Below are 16,600 nucleotides of genomic sequence, written 5' to 3' on the forward strand. Positions count from 1 at the left end.
CCGCCCCACATGTGCGGGGCGGGCCGTCGTCGGGGCATGAGCGTTCGGTCAGAGGGTCTTGCCCGTCGCCGGGCCCACGATCAGGCCCTCCTCGAAGCGGTCCACCCGGACCGTGTCACCGTCCTTGATCTCGCCGGAGAGGATCTCCTTGGCGAGGCGGTCGCCGATCGCGGACTGCACGAGGCGGCGCAGCGGGCGGGCGCCGTACGCCGGGTCCATGCCCTCCTCGGCGAGCCAGGCCAGGGCCCCGGGCGTGATGTCGAGCGTGAGGCGCCGCTCGGCGAGGCGCTTGGCCAGACGGTCGAGCTGGAGCTTCGCGATCCGCTCCAGCTCCGGCTTGGTCAGCGCGGCGAAGACGACCAGGTCGTCCAGGCGGTTCAGGAACTCCGGCTTGAAGGAGGTCCGCACCACCTCCAGGACCTGCTCCTTCTTCTCCTCCTCGCTGGTCACCGGGTCGACCAGATACTGGCTGCCCAGGTTCGACGTCAGCACGAGGATCGTGTTGCGGAAGTCGACCGTGCGGCCCTGGCCGTCCGTGAGCCGGCCGTCGTCCAGGACCTGGAGCAGGATGTCGAAGACCTCGGGGTGGGCCTTCTCCACCTCGTCCAGCAGGACGACGGAGTACGGGCGGCGGCGCACCGCCTCGGTGAGCTGGCCGCCCTCCTCGTAGCCGATGTATCCGGGCGGGGCGCCGACGAGGCGGGCCACGCTGTGCTTCTCGCTGTACTCCGACATGTCGATGCGGACCATCGCCCGCTCGTCGTCGAAGAGGAAGTCGGCGAGGGCCTTGGCCAGTTCGGTCTTGCCGACGCCCGTCGGGCCGAGGAAGAGGAAGGAGCCGGTGGGCCTGTCGGGGTCGGCGATGCCTGCGCGGGAGCGTCGTACGGCGTCGGACACCGCGCGCACCGCCTCGGTCTGCCCGATGAGGCGCTTGCCGAGCTCGTCCTCCATGCGCAGCAGCTTCTGCGTCTCGCCCTCCAGCAGGCGCCCGGCCGGGATGCCGGTCCAGGAGGCGACGACATCGGCGATGTCGTCGGAGCCGACCTCCTCCTTGACCATGGTGTCCTTCGCGACCTCTTCCTCGGCCTCGGAGGCGGCCTCCAGCTCCTTCTCCAGGCCCGGGATCTCGCCGTAGAGCAGCTTGGAGGCGGTGTCGAAGTCGCCGTCGCGCTGGGCGCGTTCGGCCTGGCCGCGCACCTCGTCGAGGCGTTCCTTCAGCTCGCCGACGCGGTTGAGGGACTGCTTCTCCTTCTCCCAGCGGGCGGTGAGGCCGCGCAGCTCCTCCTCCTTGTCGGCGAGGTCGCGGCGCAGCTTGTCCAGGCGCTCGCGGGAGGCCGCGTCGGTCTCCTTGCCGATCGCCAGCTCCTCCATCTTCAGCCGGTCGACGGCGCGCTGGAGTTCGTCGATCTCGACGGGGGACGAGTCGATCTCCATGCGCAGCCGCGAGGCCGCCTCGTCGACGAGGTCGATGGCCTTGTCGGGCAGGAAGCGGGAGGTGATGTACCGGTCGGAGAGCGACGCGGCGGCGACCAGCGCGCTGTCCGCGATCTGCACCTTGTGGTGGGCCTCGTAGCGCCCCTTGAGTCCGCGCAGGATCGCGATGGAGTCCTCGACGGTCGGCTCGGCGACCAGCACCTGCTGGAAGCGGCGCTCCAGGGCGGGGTCCTTCTCGATGCGCTCGCGGTACTCGTCGAGGGTCGTGGCACCCACCATGCGCAGCTCACCGCGCGCGAGCATGGGCTTCAGCATGTTCCCGGCGTCCATGGCGGAGTCGCCGCCCGCACCGGCCCCGACGACGGTGTGCAGCTCGTCGATGAAGGTGATGATCTGCCCGTCGGAGTCCTTGATCTCGGCCAGGACGGTCTTCAGCCGCTCCTCGAACTCGCCCCGGTACTTCGCGCCGGCGACCATCGCGCCCAGGTCGAGCGCGACGAGCCGCTTGTCCTTCAGCGACTCGGGCACATCGCCCTTCACGATCCGCTGGGCGAGCCCCTCGACGACGGCGGTCTTGCCGACACCGGGCTCACCGATCAGCACGGGGTTGTTCTTGGTCCGCCGGGACAGCACCTGCACGACCCGCCGGATCTCCTGGTCCCGCCCGATGACCGGGTCGAGCTTGCCTTCGCGGGCGGCGGCGGTGAAGTCGGTGCCGAACTTCTCCAGGGCCTTGTACTGGCCCTCGGGGTCGGCCGTGGTCACCCGCCGCTGCCCCCGCGCCTTCTGGAAGGCGGCCTGGAGCTTCTTGGCGTCGGCGCCCTGCTGGGAGAGCACCTCGCCGGCCGCGCCGCCCTTCGCGGCGATGCCGAGGAGGAGGTGCTCCGTGGAGAGGTACTCGTCCCCGAGCTCCTTGGCGCGGGCTTGCGCGTCGGCGACGACGGCGAGCATCTCGCGGTTGGGCTGGGGCGGCGCCACGGTGGAGCCGGTCACGCTGGGCAGCCCGGCGAGCACGCGCTCGGCTCCGGCGCGTACGGCCGCCTGATCGGCGTCGACGGCCGCGAGCAGATCGGTGATGTTCTCGTTGTCCTGGCCCTGGAGCAACGAGAGCAGCAGATGGGCGGGGGTGAGGTCGGGGTGCCCCTCGGTCACGGCCCGGTTGCTGGCCGCGTTGATCGCGTCCCGGCTCCGGTTGGTCAGCTCGGCGTCCACGTTCGCGTTCTCCTCCTCCTTGCACTGACCAGATCAGCGCACTGACTCAATCAGCGTACATAAAGTTGAGTCTATTCCACTCAAGGCCGGATCCGGGAGTGCGCGAGGGGTTAAGTTCCGGGTCATGGCCACCAAGTACTCCGTCGATCCGAGTGCCCCCGACCAGCCGTATCTCGCCTTCTGGCGGGAACGGCACGTCTGCACCCTGACGACTCCCCGCCCGGACGGCACTCCGCACGTGGTACCCGTCGGAGTCACATACGATCCCGAGGCCCGTCTGGCTCGGGTGATCGCGAACAAGGCGAGCGCCAAGGTGCGCCATGTACTGGCCGCCGGGGAGCGGGGGGCGGCCGTCGCCGTCTGCCAGATGGAAGGGAAGCGGTGGGCGACGCTGGAGGGCCGGGCCTTCGTCCACGGCGAGCCCGAGCGGGTCGCGGAGGCGGAACGCCGCTACGCGGAGCGCTACGGCCGGACCCCGTCGCCCAACCCGGCGCGCGTGGTCATCGAGATCGAGCTGACGCGAGCGATGGGGCGAGGGTGAGCGAGGTTGAGCGGAGTGAAAATCCACACCGGTGATCGACTGCTTCCGGCCACCGCGTGACCAGGCCGATTCCAGGAAATGTCCCCCAAAACTGCAGCGGCGTCACCGTGTTCAGGTCACGGTGACGCCGCTGCGGGGGGAAGCACCTGAGCGATCTGTTACGACGGGGGAATCGCGTCAGGCACTGCGGGGGGTGGCAGAGATGGTCCTCGGGGCAGGGGATTCGGCGTCCACCTGCTCGTGGTCCCTTTGGTCCAGGTTTACAAAGATCATTCCGTACCGTACGGCACATCGCACGGGCTGCGGCGCCCCCCGAGGCCGCCGCAGACACCGGTAAGCCCGCACGTCCTCGTCCTCGTCCCGGGTGACGACCACCGGCTCGCCGAAAACAGTCACCATCAACGAGTCACCACTGTGGGGGATGGCGGTGACCAGGTCGATGAAGTGCCAGCCGGAGCGGTAGGCGGTGGCCATTTCACGACGGAAGGAGCGGTCGTCGGGTGGAGTGGTCACGGTCAGCTCCCGGATTCCGCTGCCCCGGAACTCGGCCAACTGCTGTTACTCGCGCCGTTGGTGTTCACGGCAACAGACGGCCAGCTGCTGTTCGCCCGAACATCATCCTTCGCATCGGAGAAGCCACTCAGAGTGCCGAGAGCCACAACGACGGAGAAGGCGGCGACAAGCACCGAGCGAAGCATTCTGTTACGCATAGTCGGCTTCGTCCTCACTTGAAGGTCCCCTTTTCCCCCGTCAGGTACGACGATGGCTCATTCGGGCACGTCATGGCCACACAATCGATGCATCATGTTCCTGCATGTTCAGGACCCTGGGGGGTGGAGATTTGGCAGCGAATCGGACTAAGGCGACACATCCCCATGCGATGACCGAGTGGTGCGAGGAGGGCGGCCGTCTGTATGCCGCCGCACTGCGCGCCGGACGCATCGCTCGCGAGGATGCGGAGCCCGCCCCCTGCCTGGTGGAGTTCGCCCTGCTTCATCCGGATCCGGACGACCCGAACTGGCTGCGGCCGGTGCCCCCGGCGGTCGCCCTGTCCCGGCAGCTCAACCCGCTGGAGCAGGAGATAGCCGACCGCCGTCGTCTGGCAACCGGCCTCGCGGAGACCTTTCAGCCGTTCATGGCCCTGGGTACCCAGCTGGCCGCCACCAGTGACGCCATCACTGTGCTCGAAGGCGGCGAACGTATCAACGCCGCGCTCAACATGGCCACCGTCCAGTGCCAGGCGGAGATGCTCACCGTCCAGCCGAGCGACCGGATGTCCGAACGCAGCCTGCTGCGCGGGCTGGAGCGTGACAGGCCGCTGATCGAACGCGGCGTGCGCATCCGCACCCTGTACCAGCACACCGCCCACTACAACCCCGAGCAGCTCGCCTACGCCGCCCAGCTCTCCAACGGCAAGGCGGAGTACCGCACCATCGACGAACTCGTCGAGCGCCTGATCATCTGCGACGAGTCGGTCGCCTTCATCCCCGCCCGCGACGACCAGCAGGTCGCCCTGGAGCTGCGCCACCCCGGCCTGGTGCGCTACCTCATCAAGCTCTTCGAGTACCTGTGGGACCGCTCGGTGCCGCTGAGCACGGGCACCCCGTACGAGACCGCCCGCGACGGCATCACGGAGATCCAGTACTCGATCGCCAAGCTCCTGGTCGAGGGCCACGTCGACGAGGCCATCGCACGCCGGCTGGGCATGAACGTACGCACCTGCCGTGCGCACATAGCCAAGCTGGCCTCGGCCCTGGGCAGCGGCAGCCGGGCCCAACTCGGATATCTGATAGCGCAGTCGGGGATCCTTCAGCAGGAGCACTGAAATGGGAGGACGTCATCGGACGGTCGGGGATTCCTGACCGGGAACCCTGACGGACGCGGCGGAGCGCGGTGGGCCGTCCAGACCTGCCTGGGCGATGCGGACGCCCAGTTGCGTGCGGCTGGCCGCCCCCAGCGTCTCCGAGAGCCGCGCGATGTGCGCCCGGCACGTCCGGACGCTTATCCCCAGCCGTTCCGCGATCACCGCGTCCTGGTGGCCCTCCGCCAGCAGGGCCGCGATGGACTGCTCCCGGTGGGAGATGCCCTCGATGCCGGTCTCGGGGAGCGCGGCGGTCAGCGGGGTGGCCAGGCGCCACAGCCGCTCGAACACCGTGACCAGATACTCGATGAGCGCCGGGTGCCGTAGCTCGAGGGCCATCGTGCGGTCGGTGTTGGCGGGGACGAAGGCCACCGTCCGGTCGAAGAGGATCAGCCGGTCGATCACCTCGTCCAGCGTGCGGGCCTCCACCGCGTCGCCCATCAGCTCCAGATACGTGAGCAGCCCCTGCCCGTGCCGGGCGACATGCGTGTACAGGTCCCGCATCCGCACCCCGCGGCCGCGCAGCGCCATCGCCCGGTGCAGGCCCTCGGAGAGTTCCGCCTCGCGCCGGATGCCGCCGGGCTGGACCGTGAGCACCTCGGTCGTGCAGGCCTGGGTCGCCTCGTCCATCGCGGCCTGGATCCGGGCGAGCCCGTCCAGCACCCGGATCGCCGAGCCCTCGCCCGCCGGCGGGGCCGGCCGTACCCGGCGGCCGAGACCTGCGTACCACTCGACGGCGGCCACGGCCGAACCCACCCGCCGCTGACTGGCGCTCACCTCGTCGTACATCCCGCGCAGCAGCCGGGTCATGACCTCCTGCGGGGAGGTCGGCACCAGCCAGTCCATGTCGTCGGGGTCCGGGTGCAGCAGGGCGAGTTCCAGCAGACAGGGCACCGGTTCGGCATCCCCGCGCGGCACACGGCCCCGCCGTACGGCCCGGGAATACACGCGATCCCCGGCCTCGCACAGTCGGTCGGCACCGTGTGGATGCTCATCCGCGCCGTGCCTGGCCATCGCCCATCCCACCCCCGGTTCGCCGACTACCGCAGCGCAACTATGCGCGGACCGGACCTGCTCCGCAACACGGCTTCCCGCGCCGCGACCACCGGTAAACACCGCTACACACCGGTTTCGCCGAGCCTCAGCGCGTCACGTTGCAACAAATGGCCAGGGGGTGACCGAATCCTGCCGGGGGGTGGCCGGACAGGACCGAATGAAGCGGGCCGCATCGGAAGCGGCCCGTCACAGGGTCACTTCAGGCCGATCGCCCGGCAGGCCGCCTCGTACTTGCTCGTGCAGATGTCCGACAGCTTGTAGATGTCGTCCGCGACCACCGTGTCCTTGATGTTGCCCTTCGTCAGCGCGACCACGGGCACCAGCTGGGCCGGGATGGCCTTGTGGGTGGGGCTGTCGACCTTGTCGCGGGTGAGGGCGGCGAACTGGATGTCCCGGCCCTGGACCTTGGCCACGGCCATCTCCGCGGCGTTCTCGGCCTCCTGCGGGTACGACTTGTAGACGCTCATGTACTGCTCGCCCGCGATGATCCGCTGCACCGCCTGGAGCTCCGCGTCCTGCCCGGTGATCGGCGGCAGGTCACTCACGCCCGCGGCCTCCAGCGCCTTGACGATGCCGCCGGCCATGCCGTCGTTGGCGGAGTAGACGGCGGCGATGTCGTCCTTGCCGATCGCCTGGATGGCCTCGGCCATGTTGGCCTGCGCGTTCTCCGGCTTCCAGTCCTTCGTGTCGTAGGACTGCGCGATCGTCACCTTGCCGTTCAGCTCGGACATCGCACCCGCCTTGAACTGCTTGGCGTTCGGGTCGGTCGACGAGCCGTTCATCATGACGATCTTGTCGGAGAGGCTCGCGTCCTCGCCGATGGCCTCCAGCAGGGTGCGTCCCTGGACCTCGCCGACCAGCTCGTTGTCGAAGGAGATGTACGCCTCGATCGGGCCCTCGGCCAGCCGGTCGTAGGCGATGACGGGGATGCCCGCCTCCTTGGCCTTCTTGACGCCGCTCGCGATGGCCTGCGAGTCGACCGCGTCCAGCAGGATCACATCGACCCGGTCGTCGATCATCTTCTGCATCTGGCCCGCCTGCGTGTCGGCGTCCGCCTCGGCGTTGGCGTACTCGACGCGGCCCTTGTTGTTGGTGAGGGACTCGACCTTCGTCTTGATGATCGGGTAGTCGAAGTTCTCGTACCGGGTGTTCGCCTTCTCCGGGAGCAGCAGGCCCACGGTGATGTCGTTGCCCTTGGCCGGGCTCGCGTCGTCACTGCTCCCCGTCGCGTTGAGCGCGCCGCAGCCGGCGAGCGTGACGGACATCGCGGCCGCGGCCACGGATATGGAGATACGACGACGCATGTCGGGAGCCCACTTCGCGTGTGATTCGGACGTGGGCACAGCTTTGTGGCCCATGTGACTGAAAAGCCAACGCGGACGCGGCCCCCAGCGTCAAGCGGAACCACTTAACGAGATGACAACACCACGCTCCGCAAGCGTTGTGAAGACTCTGCGGAATCACCTCCAGGTTCCCTGCACGGGCCACCCATCGACGGGAGACCCAGCGAAATCGCCCCAAGGCACGCGAAAGGGGCCGGGAGTTGCCTCCCGGCCCCTTCCACAGACTGTGGACAGGCGGTCAGTCCGACTGCTGCTGCCGCTTCGGCCGCCACACCACCAGCGCGCTGCTCTGCTGGACCTCCTGGTACGGCACCAGGTCTCGGCGGTACGACGCGTGCACCGCCGCCTCGCGCTGGCGCATCGCCGCCGCCGCGCCGTCGAGCGCGTTCTGCAGCTCGGCCGCCCGGGCCTGGAGCGCGGCGACCTGGTTCTCCAGTTCGATGATGCGCTTGATGCCGGCGAGGTTGATGCCCTCGTCCTGCGACAACTGCTGCACCTGACGGAGCAGCTGGATGTCACGGGCCGAGTAGCGCCGGCCCCGGCCGGCGGTGCGGTCGGGGGAGACCAGGCCCAGGCGGTCGTACTGGCGCAGGGTCTGCGGGTGCAGGCCGGACAGCTGGGCCGCCACCGAGATGACGTAGACCGGGGTTTCCTCGGTCAGTTCATACGGATTGCGCCGACGACCGTCCATCTGACTCATGCTCCCTTCGCGGCCTGGAACAGATCCGCCCGCGGATCCTCACCCGCGGTCGCCTCGCGATACGCCTCGAGTGCGTCACGAGCCTTCCCCGTCAGGTCCGTCGGAACACTCACTTCGACGGTGACCAGAAGGTCCCCGCGGGTGCCGTCCTTGCGGACCGCGCCCTTGCCCCGGGCGCGCATGGTGCGGCCGTTGGGCGTGCCCGGCGGCAGCTTCAGCGTGACGGGCGGGCCGCCCAGCGTCGGCACCCGGACCTCACCGCCGAGGGCGGCCTCGGCGAAGGTCACCGGGACGGTGACGGTGAGGTTGTCGTCCTTGCGGCCGAACACCGGGTGGGAGTCGACGTGCACGACCACGTACAGGTCGCCCGCCGGGCCGCCCCGCTCACCGGGGGCGCCCTTGCCGCGCAGCCGGATCCGCTGGCCGTCGGAGACGCCGGCGGGGATGCGCACCTGCATGGTCCGCGAGGACTTGGCCCGGCCGCTGCCCTTGCAGACCTCGCAGGCGTGCTCCGCGATCAGGCCGCGGCCCTTGCAGTCCGGGCAGGGGTCGGTGAGGGAGAAGCCCCCGCCACTGCCCCGGGCGACCTGCCCGGTGCCGACGCAGGTCGGGCACACGCGCGGCGTGCCGTTCTTGTCGCCGGTGCCCGAACAGGCCTTGCAGGGTGACTGCGAGGACATCCGCAGCGGGACCGTCGCGCCCTCGATCGCCTCGGTGAAGCTGAGCGTGACCTCGGACTCGATGTCCTGGCCGCGCCGCGGGTGCGTGCGCGTCCCCGCGCCCGTACCGCCGCGGTTGAACAGGCCCCCGAAGACGTCACCGATCCCGCCGCCGAAGCCGCCGGCTCCCTGCCCCTGGCCCTGGGCGCCGCCTCCGAAGAGGTCGCCCAGGTCGAAGTTGAAGGAACCGCCGCTCCCGCCGGGCCCCGGACGGAAGCCGCCGTTGCCGAAGAGGGCGCGTGCCTCGTCGTACTCCTTGCGCTTCTTGGGGTCGCCGAGAATGTCGTTGGCCTCGGAGATCTCCTTGAAGCGCTCCTCCGCCTTGACGTTTCCCTTGTTGGCGTCCGGGTGGTTCTCGCGGGCGAGCTTCCGGTACGCCTTCTTGATCTCGGCCTCGGTGGCGTCCTTGGGGACGCCGAGGACCTTGTAGTAGTCCTTCTCGATGAAGTCCTTGGTGCTCATCCTCGACGCCCCTCCTTCCTGTCGTCCGATATGACGTCAGCCCTCGTCCGGGCCACCGCTCTCCTTGTCGTCGGCGTCGGCGGACTCGTCCGCCTTGACCGTCTGTGCCCCCGGCTGGGGTTCGGCCACCGCCACCCGCGCGGGGCGGATGGTGCGCTCGCCGATCCGGTACCCGGGCTGCAGAATCGCCACGCACGTCGTCTCGGTGACGTCGGGTGCGTAGCTGTGCATCAGGGCTTCGTGGATCGTCGGGTCGAAGGGCTCGCCCTCCTTGCCGAACTGCTGCAGGCCCATCTTCGCCGCGGTGCTCTCCAGCGACTCGGCGACGGACTTGAAGCCGCCGACCAGTTCGCCGTGTTCGCGGGCGCGGCCGATGTCGTCGAGCACGGGCAGGAGCTCGGTCAGGAGGTTCGCGATGGCGATCTCCTTGACCGCGATCCGGTCGCGCTCGACCCGGCGGCGGTAGTTCTGGAACTCGGCCTGGAGGCGCTGGAGGTCGCCCGTGCGCTCGCCCAGCGCCGTGCGGGCCTGGTCCAGCTGGGCCACCAGGGCCACGTCCTGGCCCGTGTCCCCGGCCGGGGCCGCCCCCTCCTCGGAGGCGGCCTTCGGCTCGGCGTCATCGGAGGTGGCGCCGGAAGGGACGTCGGGCTGCTGCTCGTCGAAGCCCGGGGTCTCCTCCGTCACGCGGCACCATCCTTCCGGTCCTCGTCGACGATCTCGGCGTCGACGACGTCGTCGTCGGCCTTGGCGTCACCGGCACCGGCACCCGCGCCGGCTCCGGCGGAGGCGCCGTCGGCCTGCGCGGCGTTCGCGTCGGCGTACATGGCCTGGCCGAGCTTCTGCGAGACGGCCGCGACCTTCTCGGTGGCGGTGCGGATCTCGGCCGAGTCCTCGCCCTTGAGCTTTTCCTTCAGCTCGCCCACGGCCTCTTCGACCTCGGTCTTGATCTCGCCCGGGACCTTGTCCTCGTTGTCCTTGAGGAACTTCTCGGTCTGGTAGACGAGCTGCTCGCCCTGGTTGCGGGACTCGGCGGCCTCGCGGCGCTTGTGGTCCTCCTCCGCGTACTGCTCGGCCTCCTGGCGCATGCGGTCGACCTCGTCCTTCGGCAGCGAGGAGCCGCCGGTGACGGTCATCTTCTGCTCCTTGCCGGTGCCGAGGTCCTTCGCCGTGACGTGCATGATGCCGTTGGCGTCGATGTCGAAGGACACCTCGATCTGCGGGACGCCGCGGGGCGCCGGGGGCAGACCGGTCAGCTCGAACATCCCGAGCTTCTTGTTGTACGCCGCGATCTCGCGCTCGCCCTGGTAGACCTGGATCTGCACGGAGGGCTGGTTGTCCTCGGCGGTGGTGAAGATCTCGGACCGCTTGGTCGGGATCGTCGTGTTCCGCTCGATGAGCTTGGTCATGATGCCGCCCTTGGTCTCGATACCGAGGGACAGCGGGGTGACGTCGAGGAGCAGGACGTCCTTGACCTCGCCCTTGAGGACACCGGCCTGCAGGGCGGCGCCGATGGCGACGACCTCGTCCGGGTTGACGCCCTTGTTGGCGTCCTTGCCGCCGGTCAGGTCCTTGACCAGCTCGGCGACGGCGGGCATACGCGTGGAGCCACCGACGAGAACGACGTGGTCGATCTCGGAGAGGTTGATCCCGGCGTCCTTGATGACGTTGTGGAACGGCGTCTTGCAGCGCTCCAGCAGGTCCGCGGTCAGCTGCTGGAACTGGGCGCGGGTGAGCTTCTCGTCGAGGTGCAGGGGGCCCTCGGCGGAGGCGGTGATGTAGGGCAGGTTGATCGAGGTCTCGGTGGACGAGGACAGCTCGATCTTCGCCTTCTCGGCGGCCTCGCGCAGACGCTGCAGGGCCATCTTGTCCTTGCCCAGGTCCACGCCGTGGCCGGACTGGAACTGCTGGACCAGGTAGTCGACGATGCGCTGGTCCCAGTCGTCACCACCGAGGTGGTTGTCACCGTTGGTGGCCTTCACCTCGACGACGCCGTCGCCGATCTCCAGCAGCGAGACGTCGAACGTACCGCCACCGAGGTCGAAGACCAGGATGGTCTGGTCGTCCTTGTCGAGGCCGTACGCCAGGGCGGCCGCGGTGGGCTCGTTGACGATGCGCAGCACGTTCAGGCCGGCGATCTCGCCGGCCTCCTTCGTGGCCTGGCGCTCGGAGTCGTTGAAGTACGCCGGGACGGTGATGACCGCGTCGGTCACCTTCTCGCCCAGGTAGGACTCGGCGTCCCGCTTCAGCTTCTGGAGCACGAAGGCGCTGATCTGCTGCGGGTTGAAGGGCTTCCCGTCGAGCTCGATCTTCCAGTCCGTGCCCATGTGGCGCTTGACGGAGCGGATGGTCCGGTCCACGTTCGTGACCGCCTGGCGCTTGGCCACCTCTCCGACGAGCACTTCACCGTTCTTGGCGAAGGCGACGACGGACGGCGTGGTCCTGGCGCCCTCGGCGTTGGTGATGACGGTGGGCTCGCCGCCCTCCAGAACGCTGACGACGGAGTTAGTCGTGCCCAGGTCGATGCCGACCGCACGTGCCATGGTTGATTCCTCCAGCTGACTTGAGTGGAACGGACTCAAGTGTGCACGACCGCCCCCGACCGGTCAACAGAGCTGAGTCGACCGGACTCAAGTCTTATCCGTTCCTTACACGCAACGGCGCCCTGACCTGCGGCGACACCTCGCGCCGAGGAGCCCGGGGGCCTCGGGAGGCGTTCACCGAGACGCATGACACAGCGAGGACGACGACGAGCGCCACGCCCGCCACCCACCACAGCGCGTCCTTGCCGACCCAGCCGGCGTGCGCGAGTACCCCGACCGCCACCCCGGACAACGCCCCGGCGCCCAGCAGCAGACTCGCCCCCGGCGCGGTCAGCCCGAGCCGCCGCAGCCGGTGCGCGAGATGGTCCGGGCCGCCGCGGAGAACGGGCCGCCCGGCCATCCGCCGCGACAGCAGCACCAGCCCGGCGTCGGCGCACACCAGGGCGGTCAGCGCGAACAGCACGCCCGCGCTCTCCCCGATCCCGGACCCGGCCCGCGCGTACACGGCCCCCAGGGCGATCACGAACCCCGCGGGCATGGCCCCGCACGCCCCGAGCCCGACCCGGGCCGGATGCCAGTTGTGCATGAGGAACCCGGTCAGCGCGGCGGCCAGCACGCTCATCAGCACGGCGATCCCGTCCATCACCTCGACCGCCGCGCAGACCCCCACCCCGAAGGCGGTCACGACCCCCACGGTCCCGGCGAGCCCGTCGGCGTGATCGACCCCCCGGAACCCGAGGGCCATCCCCGCGACCCACACCACGGCCAGCAGCCCGGTCCCCACACCCGTCTCCCCGTACGGCACGACGCACGCGGCCGCCGCGGCCGTACCGGCGAAGAGCACCCGCCGCCGCAGCCGCCACACATCGTCGACGAGCCCGAGCAGGGCCACCACTCCCCCGGCGACGAGCAGTTCGCGCACCTCGCCCCCGGTCGGCACGCCCTCGACCCAGCCGTAGGCACACACCACCGCACCGGTGACCGCCACGACGGCCACACCACCGGACAGCGGCACCTCCCGCTGCCGCCGCCGGTCCACCAGACGCGACCACCGGGCGGGCGTCCGGAGGAGGGCGGCGAGCAGGGCGGTGAGCAGAAGGGCGATGGCCGCGGCACTGATCCCGTAGAGCACGGATCCAAAATAGGGGTTATTGGGGTGATTAGACCGGAATAACACGATCATCCTGGCGCCTCAACCGGGACGCCGTCTTCTGCTCGACCCGCCGCTCCGAGGTGCCGTCCCACTCAGGCAACCCTCAGCGACGCAGATCACCGCCGGGCTGGCTACAGTGCGACAGAGGATAGGGGTAGTCTCAAACGGACTGCATAAGTTACCGCTTAGTAATTTCGGGAAACCTCAAGATCGACAGGTCTTCCCGACGAAACCCCTCGCAGGCCCGAGGAGCCCCCATGCAACTCGCCGCGATCATCGTGTCGCTGGTTCTGACCGTGGTCGGCGTCGCGCTGCTCGCACGCGCGATCGGCCAGTTCGTCCGGTACTTCAAGCTGGGCCAGCCGGTCCCCGCGGGTACCAGGACCGACAACCCCTACCAGCGCAGCGTGACCCTGGTGACGGAGTTCCTCGGGCACACGCGCATGAACCGGTGGGGCATCGTCGGTGTCGCCCACTGGTTCGTGGCGATCGGCTTCCTGACGCTGCCGCCGACGATCATCACCGCGTACGGCCAGCTGTTCCAGGCCGACTGGACGCTGCCGGTCATCGGCGGCTTCCTCCCCTATGAGCTCTACATCGAGTTCATCGCCGCGATGACGACCGTCGGTATCGCCACGCTGATGGTGATCCGTCTGCTGAACCTGCCGTCGCGCCCGGGCCGCAAGTCCCGCTTCGCCGGTTCGAAGATGGGCCAGGCGTACTTCGTCGAGTACGTCATCCTCACCATCGGCCTGGCCATCTACGTGCTGCGAGGCCTGGAGGGCGCGCTGCACCACGTGGAGGGCTACGAGGCCGCGTACTTCGCGTCGTACCCGCTGGTCCTGGCCTTCAAGGGGCTGAGCCTCGCCGCGCTGCAGAACCTCGTCTACTTCTTCGCGATGATCAAGCTGGGCACGACCATGATCTGGATGATCACGGTCAGCCTGAACACCAACATGGGTGTGGCCTGGCACCGCTTCCTGGCGTTCCCGAACATCTGGTTCAAGCGCGAGGCGACCGGCGGCACGGCCCTCGGTGCCCTGCAGCCGATGACGTCCGGCGGCAAGCCGATCGACTTCACCGACCCGGGTGACGACGACGTCTTCGGCGTCTCCCAGGTCGAGCAGTACTCGTGGAAGGGCCTGCTGGACTTCTCCACCTGCACCGAGTGCGGCCGCTGCCAGTCGCAGTGCCCCGCCTGGAACACGGGCAAGCCCCTCTCCCCCAAGCTGCTGATCATGTCCCTGCGGGACCACGCGCACGCCAAGGCGCCGTACCTGCTGGCCGGCGGCGGCAAGACGATGGAGGGCGAGGAGAAGGCGTCCGAGGAGCAGCTGGCCGATGTGCCGGCGGCCGCTCTGGCGGAGGCCGAGCGCCCGCTGATCGGCACCGCCGAGGAGAACGGCGTCATCGACCCGGACGTCCTGTGGTCCTGCACCACCTGCGGTGCCTGTGTCGAGCAGTGCCCGGTGGACATCGAGCACGTCGACCACATCGTCGACATGCGCCGCTACCAGGTGATGATCGAGTCGTCCTTCCCGTCCGAGGCGGGCACGATGCTCAAGAACCTGGAGAAGAAGGGCAACCCCTGGGGCCTGGCGAAGAAGCAGCGCCTGGAGTGGCTGAAGGAGCTCGACTTCGAGGTCCCGGTCGTCGGCAAGGACATCGAGGACCTGTCCGAGGTCGAGTACCTGTACTGGGTCGGCTGCGCGGGCGCCCTCGAGGACCGCGCGAAGAAGACGACGAAGGCCTTCGCGGAGCTGCTGAACATGGCGGGCGTCAAGTTCGCCATCATGGGCGGCGACGAGAAGTGCACGGGTGACTCCGCCCGCCGCCTGGGCAACGAGCCGCTGTTCCAGGAACTCGGCATGGAGAACGTCATGGCGCTGAACATGGCGTTCGGCGAGGAGATGGACGACGAGGGCAAGGTGACGCCCGAGTCGGCGAAGCCGAAGTCCGCGAAGAAGATCGTCGCGACCTGCCCGCACTGCCTCAACACGCTCGGCAACGAGTACCCGCAGCTCGGCGGCGACTACGAGGTCATCCACCACACCCAGCTGCTCCAGCACCTGGTGGACGAGGGCAAGCTGGTCCCGGTCACGCCGGTCGAGGGCATCATCACGTACCACGACCCGTGCTACCTGGGCCGCCACAACAAGATCTACACGCCCCCGCGCGAGATCATCGCCAGCGTCCCGGGCATCCGCAACGAGGAGATGCACCGCCACAAGGAGCGCGGCTTCTGCTGCGGTGCGGGTGGCGCCCGGATGTGGATGGAAGAGCGCATCGGCAAGCGCATCAACAACGAACGCGTCGACGAGGCCCTGTCGGTCAACCCCGACATCGTCTCCACGGCCTGCCCGTTCTGCCTCGTCATGCTCACGGACTCCGTGAACGGCAAGAAGAACGACGGCAAGGCCAAGGAGTCGATCACCGTGGTGGACGTGGCCCAGCTCCTGCTGGACTCCGTCAAGACACCGGTCTCCGCGGAGGGCTCCGACGGTGACGACGACGACGACAACGACGGCGGCGGCGAGCCGCCGGCGGGCACGTCGGACTCTACGAGCGCACCGGAGCCGGAGCCGGTGAAGTAACCGTCGTTCGCGGTTGTCTCTGACGCCCTCTGTCCTGAACGGGCAGGGGGCGTCGGTGTTTTTACGGCCTAGTCAACCGGGGGCCTTTGCCATGCGGTCGAAGGCACTGTCCGGGGGTCCGGGCTTCTGGGCGGGAGCTGCCGTGGGGCGGTGCAGACACCCCCTATCAGGTGATTCGTAGAACACCTGCCCAGTGAACCCGCGCATCCATATGGCGCATTCGTTCGAGTCGAGCCCCTCGAACGAGGTACACGCAATCGATTCTGCGATGCGTGATCAAAAACCTCAGTCGGGCCGCGCTCGCGGCCGTACTCGTTGTCCTTGTTCTTCTGGTACCCGGTCAGGCCCAGGCGCACGGCCGGGCCGCCGAGCCGCGCACGCTGTCGATGGCGACCGCGGTCGGTGTCCTGCCCCTCGCGGACGAGATGCGGGAGGGGTACCAGCGCACGAGCTTCCGGCACTGGAACGCGGGCCAGAACCCCACCGACGGCTGCAACACGCGCGCGGAGGTGCTCATCTCCGAGGCGGTCGACCCGCCCGAGGTCCTCGCCGGGTGCAGGCTCTCCGGAGGGCGGTGGTGGTCGTACTACGACGCCCGGTGGGTGACGGAGGCCGGCTCCCTGGACGTCGACCACATGGTGCCGCTCGCCGAGGCGTGGGATTCCGGGGCCTCGCAGTGGACCGCCCAGCGGCGTGAGGCGTACGCCAACGACCTCGACGCCCTGACCTCCCTCATCGCCGTCACCGCGGCCTCCAACCGCAGCAAGGCCGACAAGGATCCGGCCGAGTGGCTGCCGCCCGCCGCCGGCGTCACGTGCCGGTACATCTCGGAGTGGGTCGGGACCAAGCTCCGCTGGGGCCTCAGTGCCGACGCCGTCGAGTTCGAGGCGCTCACCCGGCTCGCGCAGTCCTGCCCCGACACCAGCGTGACGTACGATCCCGCGCCGTAGAACAGAGCCGTGGTCCCGCCTCGGCGACGGGGCGG

General features: G+C 69.2%; 13 protein-coding genes. 4 read left to right on the forward strand and 9 right to left on the reverse strand.

The features are described 5' to 3' along the window. Positions 1-48 precede the first annotated feature (48 nt). The gene (gene clpB, locus ACFT32_RS21155; RefSeq protein ID WP_382491335.1) at positions 49-2,646 is read right to left on the reverse strand and encodes an ATP-dependent chaperone ClpB; all 2,598 of its coding nucleotides are present in this window, start codon (positions 2,644-2,646) and stop codon (positions 49-51) included. A 124-nt stretch (positions 2,647-2,770) separates the two neighbouring features. Here clpB and ACFT32_RS21160 point away from each other — a divergent pair, with 124 nt between their 5' ends. Beyond that, complete coding sequence (locus tag ACFT32_RS21160; RefSeq protein WP_382491338.1) at positions 2,771-3,187, forward strand: pyridoxamine 5'-phosphate oxidase family protein; 417 nt, start codon at positions 2,771-2,773, stop codon at positions 3,185-3,187. Between the two features lie 177 nt (positions 3,188-3,364). Here ACFT32_RS21160 and ACFT32_RS21165 read toward each other — a convergent pair whose 3' ends face one another. Then, a complete protein-coding gene (locus tag ACFT32_RS21165) occupies positions 3,365-3,700 on the reverse strand; it encodes a hypothetical protein (RefSeq protein WP_184594372.1) in 336 nt (111 codons plus the stop codon). A gap of 367 nt (positions 3,701-4,067) precedes the next feature. Here ACFT32_RS21165 and ACFT32_RS21170 point away from each other — a divergent pair, with 367 nt between their 5' ends. Further along, positions 4,068-5,012, forward strand: a complete 945-nt coding sequence (locus ACFT32_RS21170) for a helix-turn-helix transcriptional regulator (RefSeq protein WP_382491340.1) — start codon at positions 4,068-4,070, stop codon at positions 5,010-5,012. A 12-nt stretch (positions 5,013-5,024) separates the two neighbouring features. Here the strand turns inward: ACFT32_RS21170 and ACFT32_RS21175 are convergent, their stop codons facing one another. From ACFT32_RS21175 to ACFT32_RS21205, 7 genes are all read right to left on the reverse strand, one after another. Then, positions 5,025-6,062: a LuxR C-terminal-related transcriptional regulator gene (locus ACFT32_RS21175; RefSeq protein ID WP_382491342.1), complete on the reverse strand. Its 1,038-nt coding sequence runs from the start codon at positions 6,060-6,062 to the stop codon at positions 5,025-5,027. Between the two features lie 236 nt (positions 6,063-6,298). Beyond that, a complete protein-coding gene (locus ACFT32_RS21180) occupies positions 6,299-7,408 on the reverse strand; it encodes a substrate-binding domain-containing protein (RefSeq protein WP_382491344.1) in 1,110 nt (369 codons plus the stop codon). A 277-nt stretch (positions 7,409-7,685) separates the two neighbouring features. Continuing rightward, complete coding sequence (locus tag ACFT32_RS21185; protein ID WP_382492708.1) at positions 7,686-8,138, reverse strand: heat shock protein transcriptional repressor HspR; 453 nt, start codon at positions 8,136-8,138, stop codon at positions 7,686-7,688. 5 nt (positions 8,139-8,143) lie between these two features. Further along, positions 8,144-9,328, reverse strand: coding sequence for a molecular chaperone DnaJ (dnaJ, locus tag ACFT32_RS21190; RefSeq protein WP_382491347.1), 1,185 nt, complete (start codon positions 9,326-9,328; stop codon positions 8,144-8,146). Between the two features lie 36 nt (positions 9,329-9,364). Continuing rightward, positions 9,365-10,012, reverse strand: a complete 648-nt coding sequence (gene grpE / locus ACFT32_RS21195; protein ID WP_382491349.1) for a nucleotide exchange factor GrpE — start codon at positions 10,010-10,012, stop codon at positions 9,365-9,367. Then, positions 10,009-11,868 (reverse strand): molecular chaperone DnaK, encoded by a 1,860-nt coding sequence (dnaK, locus tag ACFT32_RS21200; RefSeq protein ID WP_233878706.1) that lies wholly within the window; start codon positions 11,866-11,868, stop codon positions 10,009-10,011. Before dnaK ends, grpE begins: the two co-directional genes overlap by 4 nt. 94 nt (positions 11,869-11,962) lie before the next feature. Beyond that, the gene (locus tag ACFT32_RS21205; protein ID WP_382491352.1) at positions 11,963-13,000 is read right to left on the reverse strand and encodes an MraY family glycosyltransferase; all 1,038 of its coding nucleotides are present in this window, start codon (positions 12,998-13,000) and stop codon (positions 11,963-11,965) included. Between the two features lie 278 nt (positions 13,001-13,278). Between ACFT32_RS21205 and ACFT32_RS21210 the strand changes: the two genes are divergently transcribed. Together ACFT32_RS21210 and ACFT32_RS21215 are read left to right on the forward strand one after the other, a co-directional pair. Beyond that, positions 13,279-15,615: a (Fe-S)-binding protein gene (locus ACFT32_RS21210; RefSeq protein WP_382491355.1), complete on the forward strand. Its 2,337-nt coding sequence runs from the start codon at positions 13,279-13,281 to the stop codon at positions 15,613-15,615. A gap of 272 nt (positions 15,616-15,887) precedes the next feature. After that, the gene (locus ACFT32_RS21215) at positions 15,888-16,565 is read left to right on the forward strand and encodes an HNH endonuclease family protein (protein WP_382491356.1); all 678 of its coding nucleotides are present in this window, start codon (positions 15,888-15,890) and stop codon (positions 16,563-16,565) included. Positions 16,566-16,600: the final 35 nt, after the last annotated feature.

This window comes from Streptomyces sp. NPDC057002, from assembly GCF_042673825.1.
Classification (GTDB): Bacteria; Actinomycetota; Actinomycetes; order Streptomycetales; family Streptomycetaceae; genus Streptomyces.

What these genes read in the sequence shown, in the direction of transcription:
- ACFT32_RS21160 (WP_382491338.1), top strand. Translation starts at nt 2,771, where the DNA reads ATGGCCACCAAGTACTCCGTCGATCCGAGTGCCCCCGACCAGCCGTAT.
- ACFT32_RS21170 (WP_382491340.1), top strand. Translation starts at nt 4,068, where the DNA reads ATGACCGAGTGGTGCGAGGAGGGCGGCCGTCTGTATGCCGCCGCACTG.
- ACFT32_RS21175 (WP_382491342.1), bottom strand. Translation starts at nt 6,062, where the DNA reads ATGGCCAGGCACGGCGCGGATGAGCATCCACACGGTGCCGACCGACTG.
- ACFT32_RS21180 (WP_382491344.1), bottom strand. Translation starts at nt 7,408, where the DNA reads ATGCGTCGTCGTATCTCCATATCCGTGGCCGCGGCCGCGATGTCCGTC.
- ACFT32_RS21185 (WP_382492708.1), bottom strand. Translation starts at nt 8,138, where the DNA reads ATGGACGGTCGTCGGCGCAATCCGTATGAACTGACCGAGGAAACCCCG.
- dnaJ (WP_382491347.1), bottom strand. Translation starts at nt 9,328, where the DNA reads ATGAGCACCAAGGACTTCATCGAGAAGGACTACTACAAGGTCCTCGGC.
- dnaK (WP_233878706.1), bottom strand. Translation starts at nt 11,868, where the DNA reads ATGGCACGTGCGGTCGGCATCGACCTGGGCACGACTAACTCCGTCGTC.
- ACFT32_RS21210 (WP_382491355.1), top strand. Translation starts at nt 13,279, where the DNA reads ATGCAACTCGCCGCGATCATCGTGTCGCTGGTTCTGACCGTGGTCGGC.